General features: G+C 62.2%; 22 protein-coding genes. 17 read left to right on the top strand and 5 right to left on the bottom strand.

The genetic code is table 11. The features are described from left to right. The 12 genes from IG627_RS10450 to lysS form a co-directional block, all read left to right on the top strand. On the top strand, nucleotides 1-460 hold a 460-nt coding region (locus IG627_RS10450; RefSeq protein ID WP_193192292.1), incomplete at its 5' end, for an ACT domain-containing protein. 81 nt (nucleotides 461-541) lie between these two features. Further along, a complete protein-coding gene (thrC, locus tag IG627_RS10445) occupies nucleotides 542-1,933 on the top strand; it encodes a threonine synthase (RefSeq protein ID WP_193192291.1) in 1,392 nt (463 codons plus the stop codon). Between the two features lie 10 nt (nucleotides 1,934-1,943). After that, nucleotides 1,944-3,671 (top strand): single-stranded-DNA-specific exonuclease RecJ, encoded by a 1,728-nt coding sequence (recJ, locus tag IG627_RS10440; RefSeq protein ID WP_193192290.1) that lies wholly within the window; start codon nucleotides 1,944-1,946, stop codon nucleotides 3,669-3,671. Nucleotides 3,672-3,705: 34 nt separating this feature from the next. Next, nucleotides 3,706-4,614 carry a DMT family transporter gene (locus IG627_RS10435; protein ID WP_193192289.1) on the top strand — a complete coding sequence of 303 codons (909 nt, stop codon included), beginning with the start codon at nucleotides 3,706-3,708 and terminating at the stop codon, nucleotides 4,612-4,614. Next, nucleotides 4,615-5,253: a LysE family translocator gene (locus IG627_RS10430; RefSeq protein WP_193192288.1), complete on the top strand. Its 639-nt coding sequence runs from the start codon at nucleotides 4,615-4,617 to the stop codon at nucleotides 5,251-5,253. A 32-nt stretch (nucleotides 5,254-5,285) separates the two neighbouring features. Then, on the top strand, nucleotides 5,286-5,738 hold the full coding sequence (locus tag IG627_RS10425; RefSeq protein ID WP_193192287.1) for a hypothetical protein: 453 nt from the start codon (nucleotides 5,286-5,288) through the stop codon (nucleotides 5,736-5,738). Nucleotides 5,739-5,789: 51 nt separating this feature from the next. Then, nucleotides 5,790-7,310 carry a BCCT family transporter gene (locus IG627_RS10420; protein ID WP_404932091.1) on the top strand — a complete coding sequence of 507 codons (1,521 nt, stop codon included), beginning with the start codon at nucleotides 5,790-5,792 and terminating at the stop codon, nucleotides 7,308-7,310. A gap of 121 nt (nucleotides 7,311-7,431) precedes the next feature. Continuing rightward, complete coding sequence (locus IG627_RS10415) at nucleotides 7,432-7,878, top strand: YtoQ family protein (RefSeq protein WP_193192285.1); 447 nt, start codon at nucleotides 7,432-7,434, stop codon at nucleotides 7,876-7,878. 97 nt (nucleotides 7,879-7,975) lie between these two features. Beyond that, nucleotides 7,976-8,374, top strand: coding sequence for a Cu(I)-responsive transcriptional regulator (gene cueR, locus IG627_RS10410; protein ID WP_193192284.1), 399 nt, complete (start codon nucleotides 7,976-7,978; stop codon nucleotides 8,372-8,374). Next, nucleotides 8,364-9,464 (top strand): permease, encoded by a 1,101-nt coding sequence (locus IG627_RS10405; RefSeq protein WP_226864921.1) that lies wholly within the window; start codon nucleotides 8,364-8,366, stop codon nucleotides 9,462-9,464. Before cueR ends, IG627_RS10405 begins: the two co-directional genes overlap by 11 nt. Before the next feature lie 99 nt (nucleotides 9,465-9,563). Then, nucleotides 9,564-10,659, top strand: a protein-coding gene (gene prfB, locus IG627_RS10400) for a peptide chain release factor 2 (RefSeq protein WP_193192282.1) whose coding sequence is annotated in 2 segments (ribosomal slippage) — nucleotides 9,564-9,635 and nucleotides 9,637-10,659 — 1,095 coding nt in all. Because the reading frame shifts where the segments join, the coding sequence is not laid out codon by codon here. A 160-nt stretch (nucleotides 10,660-10,819) separates the two neighbouring features. Beyond that, nucleotides 10,820-12,307, top strand: a complete 1,488-nt coding sequence (gene lysS, locus IG627_RS10395) for a lysine--tRNA ligase (protein ID WP_193192281.1) — start codon at nucleotides 10,820-10,822, stop codon at nucleotides 12,305-12,307. A 51-nt stretch (nucleotides 12,308-12,358) separates the two neighbouring features. Here the strand turns inward: lysS and IG627_RS10390 are convergent, their stop codons facing one another. From IG627_RS10390 to IG627_RS10375, 4 genes are all read right to left on the bottom strand, one after another. Then, nucleotides 12,359-13,237 (bottom strand): PDZ domain-containing protein, encoded by an 879-nt coding sequence (locus IG627_RS10390; RefSeq protein ID WP_193192280.1) that lies wholly within the window; start codon nucleotides 13,235-13,237, stop codon nucleotides 12,359-12,361. A 5-nt stretch (nucleotides 13,238-13,242) separates the two neighbouring features. Continuing rightward, nucleotides 13,243-13,854 (bottom strand): TPM domain-containing protein, encoded by a 612-nt coding sequence (locus tag IG627_RS10385; RefSeq protein WP_226864920.1) that lies wholly within the window; start codon nucleotides 13,852-13,854, stop codon nucleotides 13,243-13,245. 122 nt (nucleotides 13,855-13,976) lie between these two features. Further along, nucleotides 13,977-14,597, bottom strand: a complete 621-nt coding sequence (locus tag IG627_RS10380) for a TPM domain-containing protein (protein WP_226864919.1) — start codon at nucleotides 14,595-14,597, stop codon at nucleotides 13,977-13,979. Between the two features lie 18 nt (nucleotides 14,598-14,615). Next, nucleotides 14,616-15,230: a LemA family protein gene (locus IG627_RS10375; RefSeq protein ID WP_193192278.1), complete on the bottom strand. Its 615-nt coding sequence runs from the start codon at nucleotides 15,228-15,230 to the stop codon at nucleotides 14,616-14,618. Between the two features lie 112 nt (nucleotides 15,231-15,342). Here IG627_RS10375 and IG627_RS10370 point away from each other — a divergent pair, with 112 nt between their 5' ends. The 5 genes from IG627_RS10370 to ung are packed head-to-tail and all read left to right on the top strand — an operon-like array spanning nucleotide 15,343 to nucleotide 18,710. Beyond that, nucleotides 15,343-15,879, top strand: a complete 537-nt coding sequence (locus tag IG627_RS10370; RefSeq protein ID WP_193192277.1) for a YaeQ family protein — start codon at nucleotides 15,343-15,345, stop codon at nucleotides 15,877-15,879. 34 nt (nucleotides 15,880-15,913) lie between these two features. Then, complete coding sequence (locus IG627_RS10365) at nucleotides 15,914-16,396, top strand: YajQ family cyclic di-GMP-binding protein (RefSeq protein ID WP_193192276.1); 483 nt, start codon at nucleotides 15,914-15,916, stop codon at nucleotides 16,394-16,396. A gap of 14 nt (nucleotides 16,397-16,410) precedes the next feature. Further along, nucleotides 16,411-17,391: an SdiA-regulated domain-containing protein gene (locus tag IG627_RS10360; protein ID WP_226864918.1), complete on the top strand. Its 981-nt coding sequence runs from the start codon at nucleotides 16,411-16,413 to the stop codon at nucleotides 17,389-17,391. Between the two features lie 3 nt (nucleotides 17,392-17,394). Next, on the top strand, nucleotides 17,395-17,985 hold the full coding sequence (locus tag IG627_RS10355) for a uracil-DNA glycosylase family protein (RefSeq protein WP_226864917.1): 591 nt from the start codon (nucleotides 17,395-17,397) through the stop codon (nucleotides 17,983-17,985). Nucleotides 17,986-17,987: 2 nt separating this feature from the next. Then, nucleotides 17,988-18,710, top strand: a complete 723-nt coding sequence (gene ung / locus IG627_RS10350) for a uracil-DNA glycosylase (RefSeq protein ID WP_193192275.1) — start codon at nucleotides 17,988-17,990, stop codon at nucleotides 18,708-18,710. Nucleotides 18,711-18,818: 108 nt separating this feature from the next. Here the strand turns inward: ung and ygfZ are convergent, their stop codons facing one another. Beyond that, a complete protein-coding gene (ygfZ, locus tag IG627_RS10345; RefSeq protein WP_193192274.1) occupies nucleotides 18,819-19,847 on the bottom strand; it encodes a CAF17-like 4Fe-4S cluster assembly/insertion protein YgfZ in 1,029 nt (342 codons plus the stop codon). Nucleotides 19,848-19,943: the final 96 nt, after the last annotated feature.

Here is a 19,943-nt window from a genome sequence, read left to right as displayed (position 1 = left end):
CGGGGCCAGCGCCGGCGCGGGGGCCCGCCCCCCCTGGGCGGCCCCCGCCCCGGGCCCCGAGGCCACCGCCTCGGCGGTGATTGCCGATATCGTCGATGTGGCGCGCACCCTCGAAGCCAAACCGGATCAGCGCGTGCCCGCAGCCGGTGTGGCCGAGGGCAGCCAGGGCGGCACCCAGGTGCTGCCGATGGATGAGGTGGTAACCAGCTACTACCTGCGCATCTCCGCCCAGGACAAGCCGGGTGTCATGTCCCAGGTGGCGAAAATATGCAGTGACCAGGGCATCAGCATAGAGGCGCTGATCCAGCATGAACCCGCCGAAGGCGAGGCGCTGGTACCGGTGGTCATACTCACCAGCCGCGCCAGGGAGGCCCGCCTGCGCGAGGCGGTGGCGCAGATAGAGGCGCTGGATACCGTCGAGGGCGAGGTGGTGCGGATTCGCGTCGAACCGCTCGGCTAACGCTCTAATCCCTGGAGGAGCGGCTGGCCGCCCCGCCGCTCCTACAAAAGATTTCTCAATTTCAGAAACTGAAAAAACACCGTGAAATTTATCAGCACCCGCGGCCGCGCGCCGTCTCTCTCCTTCGCCGATACCGTTCTCACCGGCCTTGCCAGTGATGGTGGTCTCTATGTGCCGGAATCCCTGCCGAAATTCTCCTGCGAGGAGATCGCCGAAATGGCGGGTCTGGATTACCGCGAGCTGGCTTTCCGTATTATCCAGCCGTTTGTCGGCGATGATCTCTCCGACGATGAGCTGCGCGGTATCATCGAGCGTGCATACAGCAGCTTTCGCCACAGCGCCATAGCGCCGCTGGTGCAGACAGACAGCAACGAGTGGATTCTGGAGCTGTTCCACGGCCCGACCCTGGCATTCAAGGACTTCGCCCTGCAGTTTCTTGGCCAGCTGTTCGACCACCTGCTGAAAAAGCGCGACGAGCGCGTGGTGGTAATGGGGGCTACCTCCGGTGATACCGGCTCTGCCGCCATCGAGGGCTGTCGCCACTGCGACAATATCGATATCTTTATCCTGCACCCGCACAACCGGGTGTCCGAGGTGCAGCGCCGGCAGATGACCACGGTGCTGTCGGACAATGTGTTCAATATCGCCCTTGAGGGTAACTTCGACGACTGCCAGAATATGGTCAAGGCCAGTTTCGCCGACCAGTCCTTCCTGCCCGACGGCCGCCGCCTGGTAGCGGTTAACTCGATCAACTGGGCGCGCATCATGGCGCAGATCGTCTACTACTTTTATGCCGCGCTCAGGCTGGGCGCGCCGCAAAAGACGGTCAACTTTTCCGTGCCTACCGGCAATTTCGGCGATATCTTCGCCGGCTACCTGGCGCGGCAGATGGGCCTGCCCATCGACCAGCTGGTGATCGCCACCAACGCCAACGATATACTGCACCGCTGCATCAGCGACAACGACCACTCGCCCAAACCGCTGGTGCACAGCCTGTCGCCGAGCATGGACATCATGGTGTCCAGCAACTTCGAGCGACTGCTGTTCGATCTCTACGGCCGCGATGGCAACGCGGTGGCGGAACTGCTGGCAGACCGCAGTGCGCCCATGCAGCTGGATGAGGCGATACTCGGCAAGGCGCGGGAGCTTTTCTCCTCGTATCGGGTCGACGATACCCGCACGGTCGAGACGATCCGCGAGCTGCACGAGCAAGCCGAGTACCTGCTGGATCCGCACACCGCCATCGGCGTCGAGGCCGCCCGCAGGGTGCGCAAATCGACCGAGCAACCGATGGTTTGCCTCTCCACCGCCCATCCGGCAAAATTCCCCGAGGCGGTGGCCCGCGCACTGCCCACCCATGAAATTCCCCTGCCGGCGTATATGCAGGACCTGTTCCAGCGCGAGGAGCGCATGAAGGTGCTGCCCAACGACCTCCAACAGGTCCACGACTTTATGGCGACGGCATTAAAATAGCTGAGCGAGAATGACCACAAGAATTCAGCGGCGGCCAGTGGATCTCTCCACTGGCCGTTTTGCTTCTGATACACCGAAAATCCTGCAGCGGGTGTTGCTTGGCCGCGGCGTTACCAGTGAGACCGAACTGGACCACCGGTTGGCGAAACTGCACGCACCGCAGGCCATGCGTGGCCTGGAAAAGGCCGTGGCGCTGCTTGCAGAGGCGATGCGCGCGCAGCAGAAAATCCTGATCGTCGGCGACTTCGACGCCGACGGTGCCACCAGCAGTTCCCTGGCGGTGCTGGCGCTGGGCGCCATGGGCGCACCCGGGGTGGAGTTCCTGGTGCCCAATCGTTTCGATTACGGCTACGGCCTGACGCCGGAAATTGTCGAGGTGGCCAGGGAATACGGGCCCGATGTGCTGATTACCGTCGACAACGGCATCAGTAGCATCGACGGCGTGGCCGCGGCGAAAGCCGCCGGTATGACGGTGATAGTCACCGATCACCATCTGCCCGGGGCCGAACTGCCGGAGGCCGATGCGATCGTCAACCCGAACCAGCCCGGCTGCGATTTCCCCAGCAAGAACCTGGCCGGCGTCGGGGTGATTTTCTACCTGTTGAGCCGCCTGCGCAGCACCCTCGAGGAGAGCGGCTGGTTCAGCGACAGCGGTATCAGTCCGCCCAATATGGCCGAGTACCTGGACCTGGTGGCGCTGGGAACCGTGGCCGACCTGGTGCCCCTGGATCACAACAACCGCATACTGGTGCACCAGGGCATAGCCCGCATTCGCGCCGGCCGCTGCCGCCCGGGTATTGCCGCGCTGCTGGAAGTGGCGGGGCGCGACCAGCGCAAGCTGTCCACCACCGATATCGGTTTTACCCTCGGCCCCCGTATCAACGCCGCCGGGCGCCTGGACGACATAGGCACCGGTATCCGCTGCCTGCTGACCCGCGATCCCGCCGAGGCGCGCGAGCTGGCGGCGGAACTGGACGCGCTGAACCGCGACCGCAAGGCGATAGAGCAGGGTATGCAGCGGGAGGCGATGGCCGCGCTGGAAAAGCTGCAGCTCGACGGCGATATTCCCTGGAGCCTGTGCCTCTACGACGAGCACTGGCACCAGGGCGTGGTCGGCATACTCGCCAGCCGCATCAAGGAGAAATTCCACCGCCCGGTGATCGCCTTTGCCGAGGGCGACAACGGGTTGATCAAGGGTTCGGCCCGCTCGATAGCGGGGCTGCATATCCGCGATGCCCTGAGTGATGTGGCCGCCGCCCAGCCAAACCTGATCAGCAAGTTCGGCGGTCACGCCATGGCTGCCGGCCTCAGCCTGCCGGCAGAAAATTTCCCCGCCTTTGTCGATGCCTTCGAGGAGGCGGTGCGCAGTCGCCTGACCGAGAAACAGTTGCAGGCGGTAATCGATTCCGACGGCGAGCTGGAACCGGCGGAGTTTTCCATGCACACGGCGGCCACCCTGCGCGCCTGCGCCCCCTGGGGGCAGGCGTTTCCGGAACCGCTGTTCGACGGGGCCTTCCTGCTGCTGCAGCAGCGCATCGTCGGTGAGCGTCACCTCAAGATGGTCGTGGCCCCGGAGGGCAATCCGCAACTGGCACTGGATGCCATTGCCTTCAACGTGGATACGGAACAGTGGCCACAGCCGGCGGAAAAAGCCCGCCTGGCGTTTAAGCTCGATATCAACGAGTTCCGCGGCCGTGAGTCACTGCAGCTGCTGGTGAGCCATCTCGAGGCCATCTGATTCTCCGCGACGCAATATTTCTGGAAGAGTTGTAATGAAAGGACCACAGGCGAGAGCCGAACTGTTACTGCTGCTGGCCGCCTTCTTCTGGGGGCTGGCGTTCGTGCCGCAGAAAGTGGCCATGGAGTATATGCCGCCGCTGGCATTCAACGCCTGGCGTTTCCTGCTCGGTGGCCTGATCCTGATTCCGCTGGTCTACTGGTTGTCGTCGCGGCGTGAAGTGGCGACGCCGGAGGCGGGCGCCGCGGTGAAAACCGGCTGGCGCGACTGCGCCGGCGGCGGCGCCATCCTCGGTTTCTGGCTTTTTCTGGGCGCAGCACTACAGCAGTGGGGGCTCGTCTACACCAGCGCCGGGCGCGCCGGATTTATTTCCGGTATGGAAATGCTGCTGGTGCCGATTATCGGCCTCTCGCTCGGCAACGCCACCAATCGCTGGACCTGGGCGGGTATCGGTGTCGCCCTTGTCGGGCTCTATGTGCTGGGGGATTTTTCCCGGGAATCGCAGATGATCGGCGATCTGCTGGTGTTCGCCGGGGCCTTCGCCTTTGCGATACAGGTGCTGACCGCCGACCGGCAGGTGCGGCGCTACCACGCCCTGCGCCTGGCCTGTATCCAGTTTATTACCTGTGGCCTGCTGTCGGCGCTGGCTTCGCTGCTGGTGGAGGAGGCGACACTGCAGTCCGCCATCGACGCCGCTTGGCCCATTGCCTATATGATGGTCTTTTCCACCGCGGTGGCATTCACCTTTCAGCTGCTCGGCCTGCGTCACGCGGCGCCGGCACACGCCACGGTGATCTCCAGTATGGAATCGGTATTCGCGCTACTGGCAGGCTGGCTGATCCTGAGTGAAATCTTTACCGGCCACGAGCTGCTCGGCTGCGGCCTGATGCTGATGGGGATGCTGCTGAGCCGTTACGGCACCCACGCGGGGAGTCACCACTAAATGGGAGCGATAGAGCTGTCGGTACTGGCGCTGTTCGTGCCCACCTTCTTCTTTGTGTCGGTGACGCCGGGAATGTGCATGACGCTGGCGTTGACCATGGGCATGACCCTCGGTGTGCGCCGCACACTGTGGATGATGGCCGGGGAGCTTACAGGCGTCGCACTGGTGGCGGTGTCTGCGGTGCTGGGTATCGCTGCGCTGATGCTGCAGTATCCAGGTGCTTTCCAGGTCTTCAAGTATTGCGGTGGCGTCTACCTGGCCTGGCTCGGAATCCAGATGTGGCGGGCCCGCGGGCGTATGGCGATGGCGGCGCCCGAGGCGCGCGACCCGACCGCACCGCTACCCTCACGGTGGGCGCTGGCGGCCCAGGGCTTTGTCACCGCGGTGGCCAACCCCAAGGGCTGGGCGTTTTTTATCGCGCTGCTGCCGCCCTTTATCAACGACAACCAGCCCCTGGCACCGCAGTTGGCGGTACTGATTGCTATCATTCTGCTGTTGGAGAGCCTGTGCCTGCTGATTTATGCTGGCGGCGGGCGCACCCTCAGTCGTCTACTGGCCCAGGGCGAGAGTGTGCGCCTGGTCAACCGAATTGCCGGTACCCTGATGTTGGGTGTCGGCGCCTGGTTGGCCTTTGGCTGACAAAAATCACGCTTTATGGAGGAAGCCCGAAGATGAAAGATGCATTACTACTGCCGTTGGTCCTGGCCCTGAGCCTGGCTGTCGCGGCCTGCGGCCAGCGGGCTGACGAGAAAGCCGAAGAGAAGAGCGCCGATGCGGTCGAGGAACCGGCGGCGGAAGCGGAGACTCCCGCGGTCCAGGCGGAAGAGCTGATCTGGGTATACCGGGCCCGCGGCAACAAACAGTGCGAGGGCGGCGGCATGTCACTCGAAGAGAGTGGCACCAAACTGACCGGCAACGGTGTGGCGGTGCAGGAGTCCCGCTGCGGTGTGCGCACAGACCGTATGTACCCGGCCGTCTGCGGCGGCCCCACCGGCGATTTACTGCTGCACCTGATCGCCATGGACTCGCTGGATGCGGCGCTGGAGCTGGGGTTTGACCCGGCGGATCAGGTCCAGTACCAGAGTGGCAATTGCCCGACCAACGGGGCTCGATCTTCTTCCTGATCGCCCGTGAGTCGGAAAAGGAAGTCCGACTATAGAATCGGGCGGGATAATGTGCAGCTCTTCGGTATGGATCTGCACAATCCCGTCTTCTTTATCAGTGCGCTGCTGATCCTGGCCTTTGTGGTCGGCACCCTGATTTTCCCCGCCGCGGCAAATCGCGCACTCGCCGGTGCAAAAAACTGGAGCATTCAGCATTTCGAGTGGCTGTTTATGGCCGGCGCGAACCTGTTTGTACTCTTCTGTCTGGTGCTGATCGTGCTGCCCGTCGGCAAGATCCGCCTCGGCGGCCCCGGTGCCCGAACGGAGTTTTCCACCCTGTCCTGGTTCGCGATGCTGTTCGCCGCCGGTATGGGTATCGGCCTGATGTTCTGGAGCGTGGCGGAGCCGGTGGCCCACTTTACCGGCTGGCATGGCACACCTCTGGACATCGAGCCCTATAGCAGTCCGGCCGCGGACCTGGCCATGGGCGCGGTCATGGTGCACTGGGGGCTACACGCCTGGGCGATCTATGCGGTGGTGGCCCTGTCGCTGGCTTTTTTTACTTACAATCGGGGGTTGCCGCTGACGATCCGCTCCGCCTTCTACCCGATATTCGGCGAGCGCTGCTGGGGTTGGGTCGGGCATATCATCGATACCCTGGCGGTGCTGGCTACCATGTTTGGACTGGCCACATCCCTCGGCCTCGGCGCCAGGCAGGCGTCCGCCGGCTTCCACTTCCTCTTCGCCACACCCGATACGCTGGGCATGCAGATCGCCATCATCACCTGTGTAACCTTTGCGGCGGTGATTTCGGTTTTGCGGGGACTGCACCGGGGCGTAAAACTACTGAGCAATTTCAATATGTCGATGGCGCTGCTGCTGTTGCTGTTTGTGATTGCCGTCGGGCCGGGGCTGGGTTTTTTTGCCGGTATGGCGCGAACCGGCGGGAACTACGCGGCGGCAGTTTTGCCGCTGAGCAACTGGGTTGGCCGCGAGGATACGGAGTTCCTGCACAATTGGACAGTATTTTATTGGGCCTGGTGGATTTCCTGGTCCCCCTTTGTGGGAATGTTTATCGCCCGGGTATCCCGGGGCCGGACGGTGCGTGAATTCCTGATTGCGGTGCTGCTGGTGCCGACTGTGATCGCCATTGTGTGGATGACCACATTCGGCGGCACCGGTCTGGAACAGGCGATGCAGGGCAGGGGCGCGCTGGCTGAGGGGATCGGCAATGAGGCCCTGGCCCTGTTCCAGATGCTCGCCGAACTGCCACTCACCACCATCACGTCACTGCTGGGTATTCTGCTGGTACTGGTATTCTTTGTGACCTCGTCGGACTCCGGCTCCCTGGTGATCGATTCCATCACCGCCGGCGGCAAGCTGAATGCGCCGAAACCACAGCGGATATTCTGGGCGGTGATGGAGGGGCTGGTGGCCGCAGCCCTGCTGTACGGTGGTGGCCGGCAGGCACTGGAAGCGCTGCAGGCCGGCGCCATTGCCAGCGGGTTGCCATTTACCCTGGTACTGCTGCTTATGTGCCTGAGCCTCTACCGGGGGCTGGTGGCGGAGGGACGCAGCTCTGGTGCGGTTTGACGACCGGTCGCGCGTCCAGGCCGGGCGCGATAAAGGCAAATCTTCAAAACCTGACCAGGTGTTCCAGTTTCCACGTGGGCTGGTTAGAATGCCAGCCCGATCATTACTGTTGGAGCAAAGCATGGAATACAACGTCTACCTGTCCGGCGAAATTCATACCGACTGGCGCGAGCAGATCAAGCGTGCCGTGGCGGCGAAGCAGCTGCCGGTAAACTTCTTTGCGCCCAACTGCGATCACGAGTCCAGCGATGAGGTGGGCACGGTAATTCTGGGGGAGGAGCCCAGTCCCTTCTGGAAGGACCACAAGGCCAGCAAGATCAACGCTATCCGCACCAACAACATGCTGGCCATATCAGATATCGTCGTAGTGCGCTTCGGCGACAAGTACCGGCAGTGGAACGCGGCTTTCGATGCGGGTATGGCCGTTGCCTCGGGCAAGTCGCTGATCGTGATGCACGCACCGGAATTGACCCATCCCCTGAAGGAAGTTGACGCTCAGGCCCTGGCGGTCACCGAGACCCCGGAACAGGTGGTGGCTATCCTCGAATATATCTGCCAGCCATCCTGATGTTTGCGGCGGGTGCATCTCCCGCCCCTTGACCTTCCCCTTGCGGTAATCCTTAACCTCCTGCATCGTGTTAATTCGCGAGGAAGCGGGAGGTTTTATGAATATTTCCCAGGCGGCGCAAAGATCGGGCCTGACGGCCAAGGCGCTGCGCTATTACGAGTCCATCGACCTGTTGTCACCGGGGCGCTCGGAGAACGGCTACCGCGACTACAACGAGCGGGACCTGGACACGCTACGCTTTATCCAGCGCGCCCGCGCGGTCGGCTTCGCCATCGACGAAGTGCGCGACCTGCTGGAGCTGCACCACAATCCGGCGCGGCGCAGCCACGATGCCAAGCTGCTGGTGCAGGAGAAGCTGGTTCATGTGGAAGACCAGTTGCGCAATCTGCGCGAGATGAGGAGCACCTTGCGCAGTCTGGCAGATAGCTGCGCCGGCGATGAGTCGCCGGAGTGCGCGATTCTGGACAGCCTTTCTGGAGGTGAGCATGACGGATAAATGCTGTGGACCCCAGCCGCCGCGGGACGCGCAGGTGGTCGAGTCGCATACTTCAGCCTGCTGTGCCGACGAGCCCCACGGACGCATCGACTGGTTGCTGTGGATCAGCCTGTCGCTGGTAACAATCCTCTATTTCAGCAACTGGTTGCTCGACTTTTCGGTGCTGCCGCAGTGGCTGCACCATATGTCCACCGGCGTGGTGGAGCTGGTGCACACCATGTGGTGGGGAGTTGCGATAGGGGCGCTGTTTGTCGGCCTGCTGGGGCGTATTCCCCAGGAGCTGGTCATCAAGGTGCTGGGGCGTGGCGGCAGCAAGCGCGGACTGTTTCGCGCCACCCTGGCGGGCCTCTTCTTCGACCTGTGTTCCCACGGCATCCTGATGGTGGGCATGCAGCTGTACAAGCGCGGTGCCAGCCTGGGGCAGGTGATGGCATTCCTGATCGCCAGCCCGTGGAATTCCCTGTCGCTGACGGTAATCCTGATTGCGCTGATCGGCTTCTGGTGGACGCTGCTGTTTATCCTCTGCTCGGCGGTGATAGCGCTGGTTGCCGGTTATCTGGCGGATCGGCTGGTGGATAGAGGCAAGTTGCCGAGCAATCCCAACAAGGTGGAACTGCCGGAGGGCTACGACTGGCGCAGTGAGGTTTCCGAGCTCTGGGAGCGCGCCGAGCTGACGCCCACCAGCATCGGCGGCCTGCTGTGGGAGGGTATCCGCGGCTCGCAGATGGTGGTGCGCTGGCTGCTGGTCGGTATAGTGCTGGCGGTACTGGTGCGGGCTTTCGTGGATCCGGCGGTATTCGAGCAGTGGTTCGGCCCGTCGCTGCTGGGCCTGGGCGCGACCCTGGTGGCGGCCACGATACTGGAGGTTTGCTCCGAGGGCGCCACGCCGCTGGCGGCGGATATCTTCAGCCGCGCCAGCGCGCCCGGCAATGCCTTCTCCTTCCTGATGGCCGGCGTATCCACCGACTATACAGAGCTGATGTCGATCAAGGATACCAGCGGTTCCTGGAAGATTGCCTTTGCGCTGCCGCTGTTGACCCTGCCGCAGATCATCGTAGCGGGGCTGCTGATGAATCACTTCGGCGCGTGACTCAGTCCTCCTTCTCCCCAAGGGGAGGGGTTGGGGGAGGGGCCCCGCCTGCGGTAGAATGCGCGCCGCTTTAGAACACAGTCCGGAATCCGAGAGTCCATGGAAATCAATCCCCTCCTCAACCAATTGAAAGACCTCGAAGAGCGCACCGACGTTCTTAGGGGGTATCTTTGACTACGCCAGCAAGAAGGAGCGCCTGACCGAGGTAGAGCTGGAGCTGGCCGAGCCCAGCGTCTGGGATGATCCCGACCGCGCCCAGGAGCTGGGACGCGAGCGCTCCTCCCTGGAGACAGTGGTAAAAACCATCGAAACCCTGGATGCCGGCATCTCCGACTGCCGAGAGCTGCTGGAAATGGCAGTGGAAGAGGGCGATGAGGACTCGGTCGCTGAGGTTTCCAGTGAAATCGACGGGCTGCAGCAGCAGCTGGGTATTCTCGAATTTCGCCGTATGTTCTCCGGCGAGAACGACCCCAACAACGCTTTCCTGGAAATCCAGGCCGGCTCCGGCGGCACCGAGGCCCAGGACTGGGCCGAGATGCTGTTGCGCATGTACCTGCGCTGGGGCGAGGCCCACGGCTTCAAGACCACCCTGGAGGAGGCCTCCGCCGGCGAAGTGGCCGGTATCAAGAGCGCGACCATCCATTTCCAGGGCGACCACGCCTTCGGCTGGCTGCGCACAGAGACCGGTGTGCACCGCCTGGTGCGCAAGTCGCCTTTTGATTCCGGCAACCGCCGCCACACGTCATTCACCTCCGTCTTCGTATCGCCGGAAATCGACGACAATATCGAGATTGAAGTGGACAAGTCGCAGGTGCGCGAGGACACCTACCGGGCCTCCGGCGCCGGCGGTCAGCACGTGAACAAGACCGACTCGGCGGTGCGCCTGACCCATATCGAGTCCGGTATCGTCGTGGCCTGCCAGAGCGAGCGCTCCCAGCACCAGAACCGCGACAAAGCCTGGAAGATGCTGCGCGCCAAACTGTATGAGCAGGAAATGCTGAAGCGCAATGCCGAGAAGCAGGCGATGGAGGAGAGTAAGGCGGATATCGGCTGGGGCAGCCAGATCCGTTCCTACGTGCTCGACGACCAGCGCATCAAGGACCTGCGCACCGGTGTGCAGACCAGTAACTGCCAGTCGGTACTGGATGGCGACCTGGACCAGTTTATCGAGGCCAGTCTGAAGGCCGGGCTTTGACTCGGGGGCGCAGAGCCGTCTCCCTTACCTTGTAGGAGCGGCGGGGCGGCCATCCGCCCAAGGCCGCGATCGATTTCCGAGATTTGCCTGAAGGTTGATCGCGGCCATGGGCCGCTCCTACAGCGCGCGAAACTTAAATACCTTAACTCGACAAATTGCCATGACCGATATCCAGCAAGACGAAAACAAACTCATCGCCGAGCGCCGTGCCAAGCTTTCCGCGCTGCGCGAGAAAGGCAACGCATTCCCGAATGCATTCCGCCGCGAGAATCTCGCCGCCGACCTGCAGGCGGAGTTTGGTGAAAAATCCAAGGAAGAACTGGAAGGGCTGGGTAAAAGTGCCTGCGTGGCTGGGCGTATCCTCGCCAAGCGCGGTCCCTTCATGGTGATCCAGGATGTGTCCGATCGCATCCAGCTGTATGCGGACAAGGCCGCGCAGAAGGACATCAAGGAACGCTTCGGCGCATGGGATATCGGTGATATCGTCGGTGTGAAAGGCGCGCTGCACAAGTCCGGCAAGGGCGATCTCTATGTCAATTGCGAGGAGTTCACCCTGCTGACCAAGGCCCTGCGCCCTCTGCCGGAAAAATTCCACGGTATCTCCGACCAGGAGTTGCGCTATCGCCAGCGCTACGTCGACCTGATCGCGACACCGGAGTCCCGCGAGGTGTTCCGCACCCGCTCGAAGATCATCGAGTACATCCGCAGTTTCCTGGGCGGTCACCACTTTATGGAAGTGGAGACGCCGATGCTGCAGGTGATTCCCGGCGGCGCCACCGCGCGGCCGTTCGTGACCCACCACAATGCGCTGGATATCGACATGTACCTGCGCGTAGCGCCGGAGCTGTACCTGAAACGCCTGGTGGTGGGCGGATTTGAGCGGGTCTACGAAATCAACCGCAACTTCCGCAATGAGGGCCTGTCCACGCGGCACAATCCCGAATTCACCATGCTCGAGTTCTACCAGGCCTACGCCGATTACAACGACATGATGGACCTGACCGAGGAGATGATTCGCGGTATATGCGAGCATGTGCTGGGCCGTACCACCGTGGAATACCAGGGCAGCAGCTACGATTTCGCCAAGCCCTTCACGCGCCTGTCGGTGTTCGACTCAATCCTGCGCCACAACCCGGGCCTGTCGCATTCCGATATCGACAACTTGGATAGCGCGCGCGCGGTGGCAGAGAAGCTGGAGATCCCGCTGAAGGACAGCTGGGGCCTGGGCAAGGTGCAGATAGAGATTTTCGAGAAAACCGTCGAGCACCGCCTGGACCAGCCGACCTTTATCACCGAGTACCCGACCGAGGTATCACCGCTGGCGCGCCGCAACGACGACAACCCCTTCGTTACCGATCGCTTCGAGTTTTTCGTCGGCGGACGCGAGATAGCCAACGGCTTCTCGGAGCTGAACGATGCCGAGGACCAGGCGGAGCGCTTCAAGGCCCAGGTGGCGGAGAAGGATGCCGGCGACGACGAGGCCATGCACTTCGACGCCGACTATATCCGAGCGCTGGAATACGGTCTGCCCCCAACTGCGGGCGAGGGCATCGGCATCGACCGCCTGGTGATGCTGCTGACTGACTCGCCGTCGATCCGCGACGTGCTGCTGTTCCCGCATATGCGCCCGGAAGCGGCTGCGGAATAAATTTACGGCACATCGATGCGGGGGCGGCCAGCGGCCGCCCCCGCGGATTTGTCAGCCCTGAATCCCCAGCGGCCCGCTGGGTACATAGATCACTTCCCTGCTCGAACTCCCCTCGCGCTGTACCTCTACCCGGACTGTCTGCCCCGGTGCCACCCGGTAGACCTGGGTGCGCAGATCGCCCATATGGAAGACCCGCTCGCCGTTGTAGGAGACGATCCTGTCGCCCGGTTGCAGTCCGGCAGAGGACGCCGGGGTATCCGCGACCACCCTGTCGATGCGCATTTCCTGGCGCCCGCCATTGGCTTCCAGGTAGAGTTCGAACTCCTGCTCGCCCAGTTCGTGCTCGAACATTTTGCGCGGGTGGCTGTAGACATTGAGTTGTTCCCGCAGCGACTTGGCCTCATCGGAGGATTTGTTTTTCAGGTGGCGGTACTCATAGGACAGCTTCATATGCTCGTACTGGAACCGCTCCTGCTTGGCCAGGATATACTCGGCCCTGTCCGGATTGAGTCCGGCGTCGATCATTCTCTGTAGCTGCCTGTCCCTGTGCCTGCGGTAGTGCTCCCGGCGGGAGTGGTGCTGCGGTTGAAGCTCGGCGTGTTGCTCATCGACCATATTGACCGCGGCGGTGCGCCCTTCTTCCGATGTCCGGGGCGCATAGTGATCCAGGCGCTGGTGCAGTTCCTCGACGAGCTCCAACAGCTCGGACTGGATGCGGTTGGCGCTGGTTAGCGATGTCTCGAGATTTTCAATTCGCCGCTCCAGACTGTCGTCCGCGCCGGAAAACAGTCGCGCCAGGCCCGATTTCGTTCCAGGTGCGCTCGTTGTTCCCGCAGACTTGTTCTGCGTCAGGGCGCCGTTGACGGCGTAGGTGACTAGGATCAGCAACAGGGTGACGGCTGAGATCAGTGTCGGTTTTCCAATCTGCATGGTGTTCAATCCAGGATGATCAGGTGATTGGGCAGTTCATTCTTGACCGCCGTTGCCGGGGCGGCTTCCTGCAACAGGTCGCCGCACCTCTCGATACAGTGCACAAAGGCCTCGCCGGTTTTGCCGCGCTTGATTTCGCGAATAAAGTTCTCGACGATTTCCTGCCAGTTCTCGTCGGTGATCTGCTCCGCCAGGCCGCGGTCCGCAAGAATCTCCACATAGTGTTCCGCTTCGGCGACGAAAATCAGCAGGCCCAGGCGCCCCTCGGTGCTGTGGAGCTCCTGCTGCAGGAACTGCCGCCGCGCCAGGTTGGCCGCGCGCCAGTACTTCACTTTCTTCGGCACCAGTCGCATCGTCAGCGGCCGCCAGCGGAACAGCACCGCCAGGGCGATAAACAGTATCCACTGCAGCGTGAAGGCCTGCTCATAGTCCAGCCACCAGGGCAGGAATTGCAGCAGCGGCGCCAGCAGCAGGGCGAGAAAGGCGGCCCAGAGTGTGGAGATATACAGGTAGCTGTCCGCCTCCCGCGCCAGCACCGTGACGACTTCGGCATCGGTGCGGGATTCCACGTCCTTGATCTTGTCGGCGAGCTGGCGCCGGTACTGGCTGTTGAGCATCACCATCCCCCGGAAGCGCCCCCTCCGCCAAAGCCGCCGCCTCCACCCCCACCCCCCCCCCCACAACCCCCCCCCCCGCCGACTCCCCCCCCGCCGTAGTAGCCGCCGTAGCGGCCGCGGCGTTAGCCGCGACTGCCGGCGGGCGCGCCGAGCACCGAGGCGCCGAACAGCTGCAGCATCACCAGCAACAGGAATAGGCCGACCAGCAGGGCCAGGCGGCGATCGCCGCCGGTTTCGGTGGGTTCGGCCACATACTCATCGCCGATGGCGGCGATCATCGACTGGACCCCGGCGGTCACGCCGCCATCGAAATCCCCGGCCTTGAATCTCGGCAGTATCTTGGTGTGGATGATGTTGGCCGACAGGGCATCGGTCAGTACGCCCTCCAGGCCGTAGCCCACCTCGATACGCAGCTTGCGTTCATTCGGCGCCACTATCAGCAGGGCGCCGTTGTCCTTGCCTTTCTGGCCCAGTTTCCATTCGCGCCCCAACTGGTAGCCGTACTCCTCAATGGTCAGTCCCTGCAGGTCGGGCAGGGTGACCACTGCCAGCTGGTTGCTGGTTGTCTTCTCGTGTTGCTGCATCAGCTCGGTGAGCTTGTATTCCGTCTGTGGGCTGAGCAGCCCGGCCCTGTCCACCACGCGGCCGGACAGGGGGGGGAACTGCACATCGGCCAGGGCCCCCAGCGCGCAGAGCAGTGCAGTGAGGGCGAGGGTAAGCGCAACCAGTCGACGGCTATTCATCGTTGCTTGTAGTGAGAATTACTGAAAGTCGACTTCCGGTGCCTTTTCCGCATCTTCGCTGGTGGCCTGGAAGGTCTCCCGCAGCGGCATATCGCTGTACAGGACCATGTGCCAGAGGCGCCCGGGGAAGGTGCGGATCTCCCGGTTGTAGCGCTCCACAGCCTGGATATAATCCCGCCGCGCCACGCCGATGCGATTTTCGGTGCCCTCCAGTTGTGACTGCAGGGCGAGGAAATTCTGGTCCGCCTTCAGGTTCGGATATCTTTCCACTACCACCATCAGGCGGGCCAGGGCGCTGGAGAGCTGGGCCTGGGCGGCCTCGAACTGCTGCAGCTTGGCCGGGTCGTTGAGCAGGTTCTCATCCAGCTGCATCGAGCTTACCTTGGCGCGGGCCTCTGTGACCGCCTGCAGGGTCTCGCGCTCGTGGGCGGCGTAGGCCTTGACGGTTTTCACCAGGTTGGGAATCAGGTCGGCGCGGCGCTGGTACTGGTTCTCCACCTGTGCCCAGGCGGCTTTGACCTGTTCGTCGTAGGTGGGGATATTGTTGATGCCGCAACCGCTGAGCCCGAATACGAGCAGGCAGAGCAGGGCGCCAGTCCAGAGGCGGCGGCCGCCGGCGAATACAGAGTCCATACCGAATACCCCTGTTGTTCAATAAGAGTTTTCCAGGAAACTCACCTAGAATAGCCCGCCGTCCCCCAACTGCCGGGACTGGCGCAACCATTACGCAATTATGGGAGCCGAAATGGCGCTAAAAGCGACTATCTTCAAAGCGAGGGTGCAGATTGCCGATATGGATCGGGATTACTACGGAGAGCACCAGCTGACCCTGGCGCGCCACCCGTCGGAAACCGACGAGCGCATGATGGTGCGCCTGCTGGCCTTTGCCCACAATGCGGCGGAAGGCCTCGAGTTCACCCGCGGTCTCTCCTCGGATGACGAGGCGGATCTGTGGCAGATGAACCTCAGCGGTGAGATAGACCTGTGGATCGAAGTGGGCCTGCCAACCGAGGAGCGGCTGCGCAAGGCCAGCAATCGCGCCTCCAGGGTATTGGTGTACAGTTACGGGCGCCGCACCGCGCCCATCTGGTGGCAGAAGCTGGGGGATGCGCCGGCACGCTTCGGCAACCTGCGCGTGTACCGGATGCCGGCGGATGCGACGGAGCAGCTGGCGGACATGGCGGAGCGCAATATGGATTTGAATGTGACCATCCAGGATGGTCACATCTGGCTCAGTTCCACCGAACAGAGTGTGGAAATTGTGCCCGAGGTACTGAAATAACGAAATATTGAACAATCAAGCACGGAGATAACAGATGCCTTCCTTTGACATAGTGTCCGAAGTGGACAAGCACCAGCTGACCAACGCCGTGGACCAGGTAAACCGCACCCTGACCAACCGCTTCGATTTCAAGGGCGTGGATGCGGAGGTGGAGATGAACGATTTCGCCCTGGTGCTGCGCGCCGAATCGGATATGCAGGTGGACCAGATGGTGGACATGCTGCGCGCGGCGCTGATCAAGTGCGATATCGATCCGCTGGCGATGGATGTGGGCGAGAAGGAACAGTCCGGCAAGCAGGTCAAGGTGACTATCAACCTGAAGAATGGTCTCGACAAGGAACTGTCAAAAAAGATCGTTAAGATCATCAAGGAAGAAAAGCTCAAGGTGCAGGCTGCCATCCAGGGCGACCAGGTGCGGGTTACCGGCAAGAAACGCGACGACCTGCAACAGGTGATGGCGATGCTGCGGGGCAAGGAACTGGAGCAGCCGTTGCAGTTCAACAACTTCCGCGATTGATCCACGGAGCTCGCTTGTTCAGAAACCTGATTCTCTCCACCCTGCTGCTGGTGCCGCCGCTCGCGGCGGCCACTTCCGTAAGCCCGGCGCAACTACTCGCGAGCTACTGGCTCGACGGCAGTGCCGGCCTGGATATTTCCGGGCTGAGCTTCTGTCACGGTGAACTGCTGGCGGTATCCGACAAGAATTCCGCCGAGATCTACTCGGTAGAAACTTCCTCTCGGGGCGCAGTACTGAAATCCCGCAGCCGGATCGCTGGCCTGGGTGTGCCTGAGGGTGATTCCGCGGGGTTGGTGGCCGGACTGCTGAACCTGGCGCGGTCGGATACCGCAATGGATTTCGAAGGAATCAGTTGCGACGGCGACAGTATCTATCTGATCAGCGAGCGACACAGCCGTATTGCGGAAGTGGCCGCCGGGGAAACCACCTGGATGCCCCAGCGCTGGGCCTCGGTGGTGAGGGCCAGTGGCTACCTGAAGAAATTCAATGCCGGCGCCGAGGGCCTGGTCAAGGCGGGTAGAGATTTCTGGATCGCGATGGAGCGCGAGCCCCGCGGGCTGCTGCACCTGAGGTCGAGCGCCGAACCGCGGATTTTCACAATTCCCCCGGTGGCGGGCCTGGATTTTCGCAACCGCGCCGAGGATATCACCGGCCTCGCCTTCTACGATGGGGCTCTCTTTACCCTGGAGCGCAATGCCTTCGCTGTTTGCCGGCGCTCGCTGAATAACCTGCAGGCCCAGTGGTGCATTGACTACCGCAATATCGAGGAGGCTCCGGAATTCGTCTACGAGGAAACCCAGTACGGCAAGGGCGAGGGCCTGGCCGTGGATGCCAGTGGTATCTATGTGGTGCTGGACAATAACAATGTCGGCCGCGCCGCAGTTCCCGCAGACAGGCGCGCACTGCTGTTGCACCTCGAATTCCCCCCGGGAATGCGGAGCTCCAGCTCCGCAAGCGGGCCGAAGGCCCGCTCGATGGAACAACCCCAGAGGTAAACCTTGACCGCCGACCGACTCCCGACCCTGCTCGAAGAAATCCGCTCCTGCCGCCTCTGCGAAGAACTGCTGCCGCTCGGCGCCAACCCGGTAGTGCGCGCTGCCGAGTCCGCCCGCCTGCTGATTGTCGGCCAGGCACCGGGCACCAGGGTGCACGCCACCAGCATCCCCTGGAACGATCCCTCCGGGGACCGCTTGCGCGATTGGCTGCAGATAGACCGGGAAACATTCTACGATGAGTCCAGAATCGCGATTGTGCCCATGGGCTTCTGTTATCCAGGCCGCGGCAAGGGCGGCGACCTGCCACCGCGGCCCGAGTGCGCTCAGACATGGCACGAGCGACTGCTGGCACTGCTGCCGAATTTGCAACTGACACTGCTGGTGGGACAATATGCCCAGCGCCACTATCTGCCGCACTGGCATGGCAGTATTACCGAAAACGTGCGCCACTACCGCGATGCACTGCCCGCGGGCTATTTCCCGCTGCCCCATCCCAGTCCGCGCAACACCCTGTGGCTGCGCCAGCGCCCCTGGTTTGAAGCGGAGGTGGTGCCCGAACTGCGGCTACGGGTTAAGAAAATACTCAAGGTATAAGAATGCAGTCTCCAGACAATATAAAAATTCACCCCTCCTGGCTTCAGGTCCTGGAGGACGAATTCCGCAAGCCCTATATGGCCGAACTGCGTCAATTCCTGAGCACTGAGAAAAAAGCCGGCAAGCGTATATACCCCCCCGGTGGGCAGATATTCAATGCCTTCAACTCTACTCCTTTCGACAGGGTCAAGGTGGTGATCCTCGGCCAGGATCCCTACCACGGTGCCGGTCAGGCACACGGCCTCTGCTTCTCGGTAATGCCCGGTGTGCGCATTCCGCCGTCGCTGCAGAATATCTACAAGGAACTGCAATCCGACCTGGGCATTCCGCCGGCTCACCACGGCTGCCTGCAACCCTGGGCCGAGCAGGGCGTGCTGCTGCTGAACGCGACTCTTACTGTTGAAGACAGTAAAGCCGGCGCGCACCAGGGGCGCGGCTGGGAGAGCTTTACCGATGCGGCGATTCACAGGCTGGCCGAGCAGCGCGAGGGGCTGGTGTTTGTTCTCTGGGGCAGTTATGCACAGAAAAAGGGCGCCTTTATCGATCGCAACAGGCATCTGGTACTGCGCGCGCCGCACCCGTCGCCGCTGTCCGCACACCGCGGCTTTTTTGGCACCAAGCCTTTTTCACAGGCGAATCACTGGTTGCAGAATCACGGGCAGCAGCCGATTGACTGGGTATTGCCGGCGGCTTCGGAATTGCAGCGGGTTGCGGTGGAGGTTTAAGGCTTTTCCGTGTAGGAGCGGCCATCCGCCGTTGGCCGCGATCGAAATTGGGAGCAATCAGATAGCCTGATCGCGGCCATGGGCCGCTCCTACAGGAAGCTTATTTGATTATGCGAGCGGATCCGCATCCGCATCGTACGGCAGTTCCATAATTTCCAGTGCGCGGCCGTCTGCCAGTCGCAGCTGCTCGCCGGCGGCCACCTTGGCAATGGTCAGCACCGCCAACAGCTCTATCCCCTGCTCACTGCGACAGGCTTCCACCAGGTTGCCGATGCTCGACTCGCCCTCGCCGTAGATTTCCAGACTCGGCGCAGGGACTTCCCCGGAGGCGCACCTGGTGCGGTAGAGGCGGCGCTTGGCGGCGCCGCGGAATTGCATGCGCGCGACGACTTCCTGCCCCGTGTAACAGCCTTTCTTGAAGCTGACGCCACCTAGCAGGTGCAGGTTGGTCATCTGCGGGATAAACATTTCGCTGGTGGCGGCGTGCAGCTGGGGAATGCCTGCCTCGATCTGTACCTGCTGCCAGCGATCGTAGCCGGCGGCTTCGGCGGTAGCGCCCAGTTTTTGCCAGAGACTTTTCGACTGTTCGTTTGCAACCAATATCGCCAATTGGCGATCGTTGAGCGCCTGGGCTATGGCGCGCTCGCCGTTGAACTCGAACGGGCGCAGTTCGCCGACGGTCATTTCCTTCAGTTCCAACAGTTGCCCAGCTTGTCCTAGGACACCTTTCCCCTGCAGGCCGAGCCAGCGGAATTCGTCGCTGACGTTCGTCAGCTCGGTTTTGAAAAAGACCGCATACTTGGCCAGCGCTTCGCGCGCGACAGGGGCCAGGTCCCGCGGCAGGCGGAAAACAAATTCCTCGTGGGAAAGCTTGAGCGCGTTGAAAGCGCTGATCATGCGGCCCTTGGGATTGCAGTGGCTGCCCAGGGTGCTGTGGTTGTCCGGCAGGGTGACCAGGTCGCAGGTGAGCTGGCCCTGGAGGAACTTCTGGCTGTCCGGGCCACTGACGGAGACGGCGCCCAGGGGGCTCAGGTCGATCAGGTGCAGATCTGACTCAGTATCCGGAAAGAGTGCTTTGTCCCCCTCCCAGATGGCGCCGACGCCTGCGAGAAATTCCTGCCACTGCTGCTGATCCATATGCCTGCCACCTCTGGGTTGATTGGGTGGATTATTTGGGGTTTTACCCGGTCTTTTCAAGGCGGCCCGTCATATTTGCCGGGCCTTTTCAACTTT

The sequence above is a fragment of the Microbulbifer taiwanensis genome, assembly GCF_014904815.1.
Classification (GTDB): domain Bacteria; phylum Pseudomonadota; class Gammaproteobacteria; order Pseudomonadales; family Cellvibrionaceae; genus Microbulbifer; species Microbulbifer taiwanensis.
This window is presented reverse-complemented; position numbering and strand designations above follow the sequence as displayed.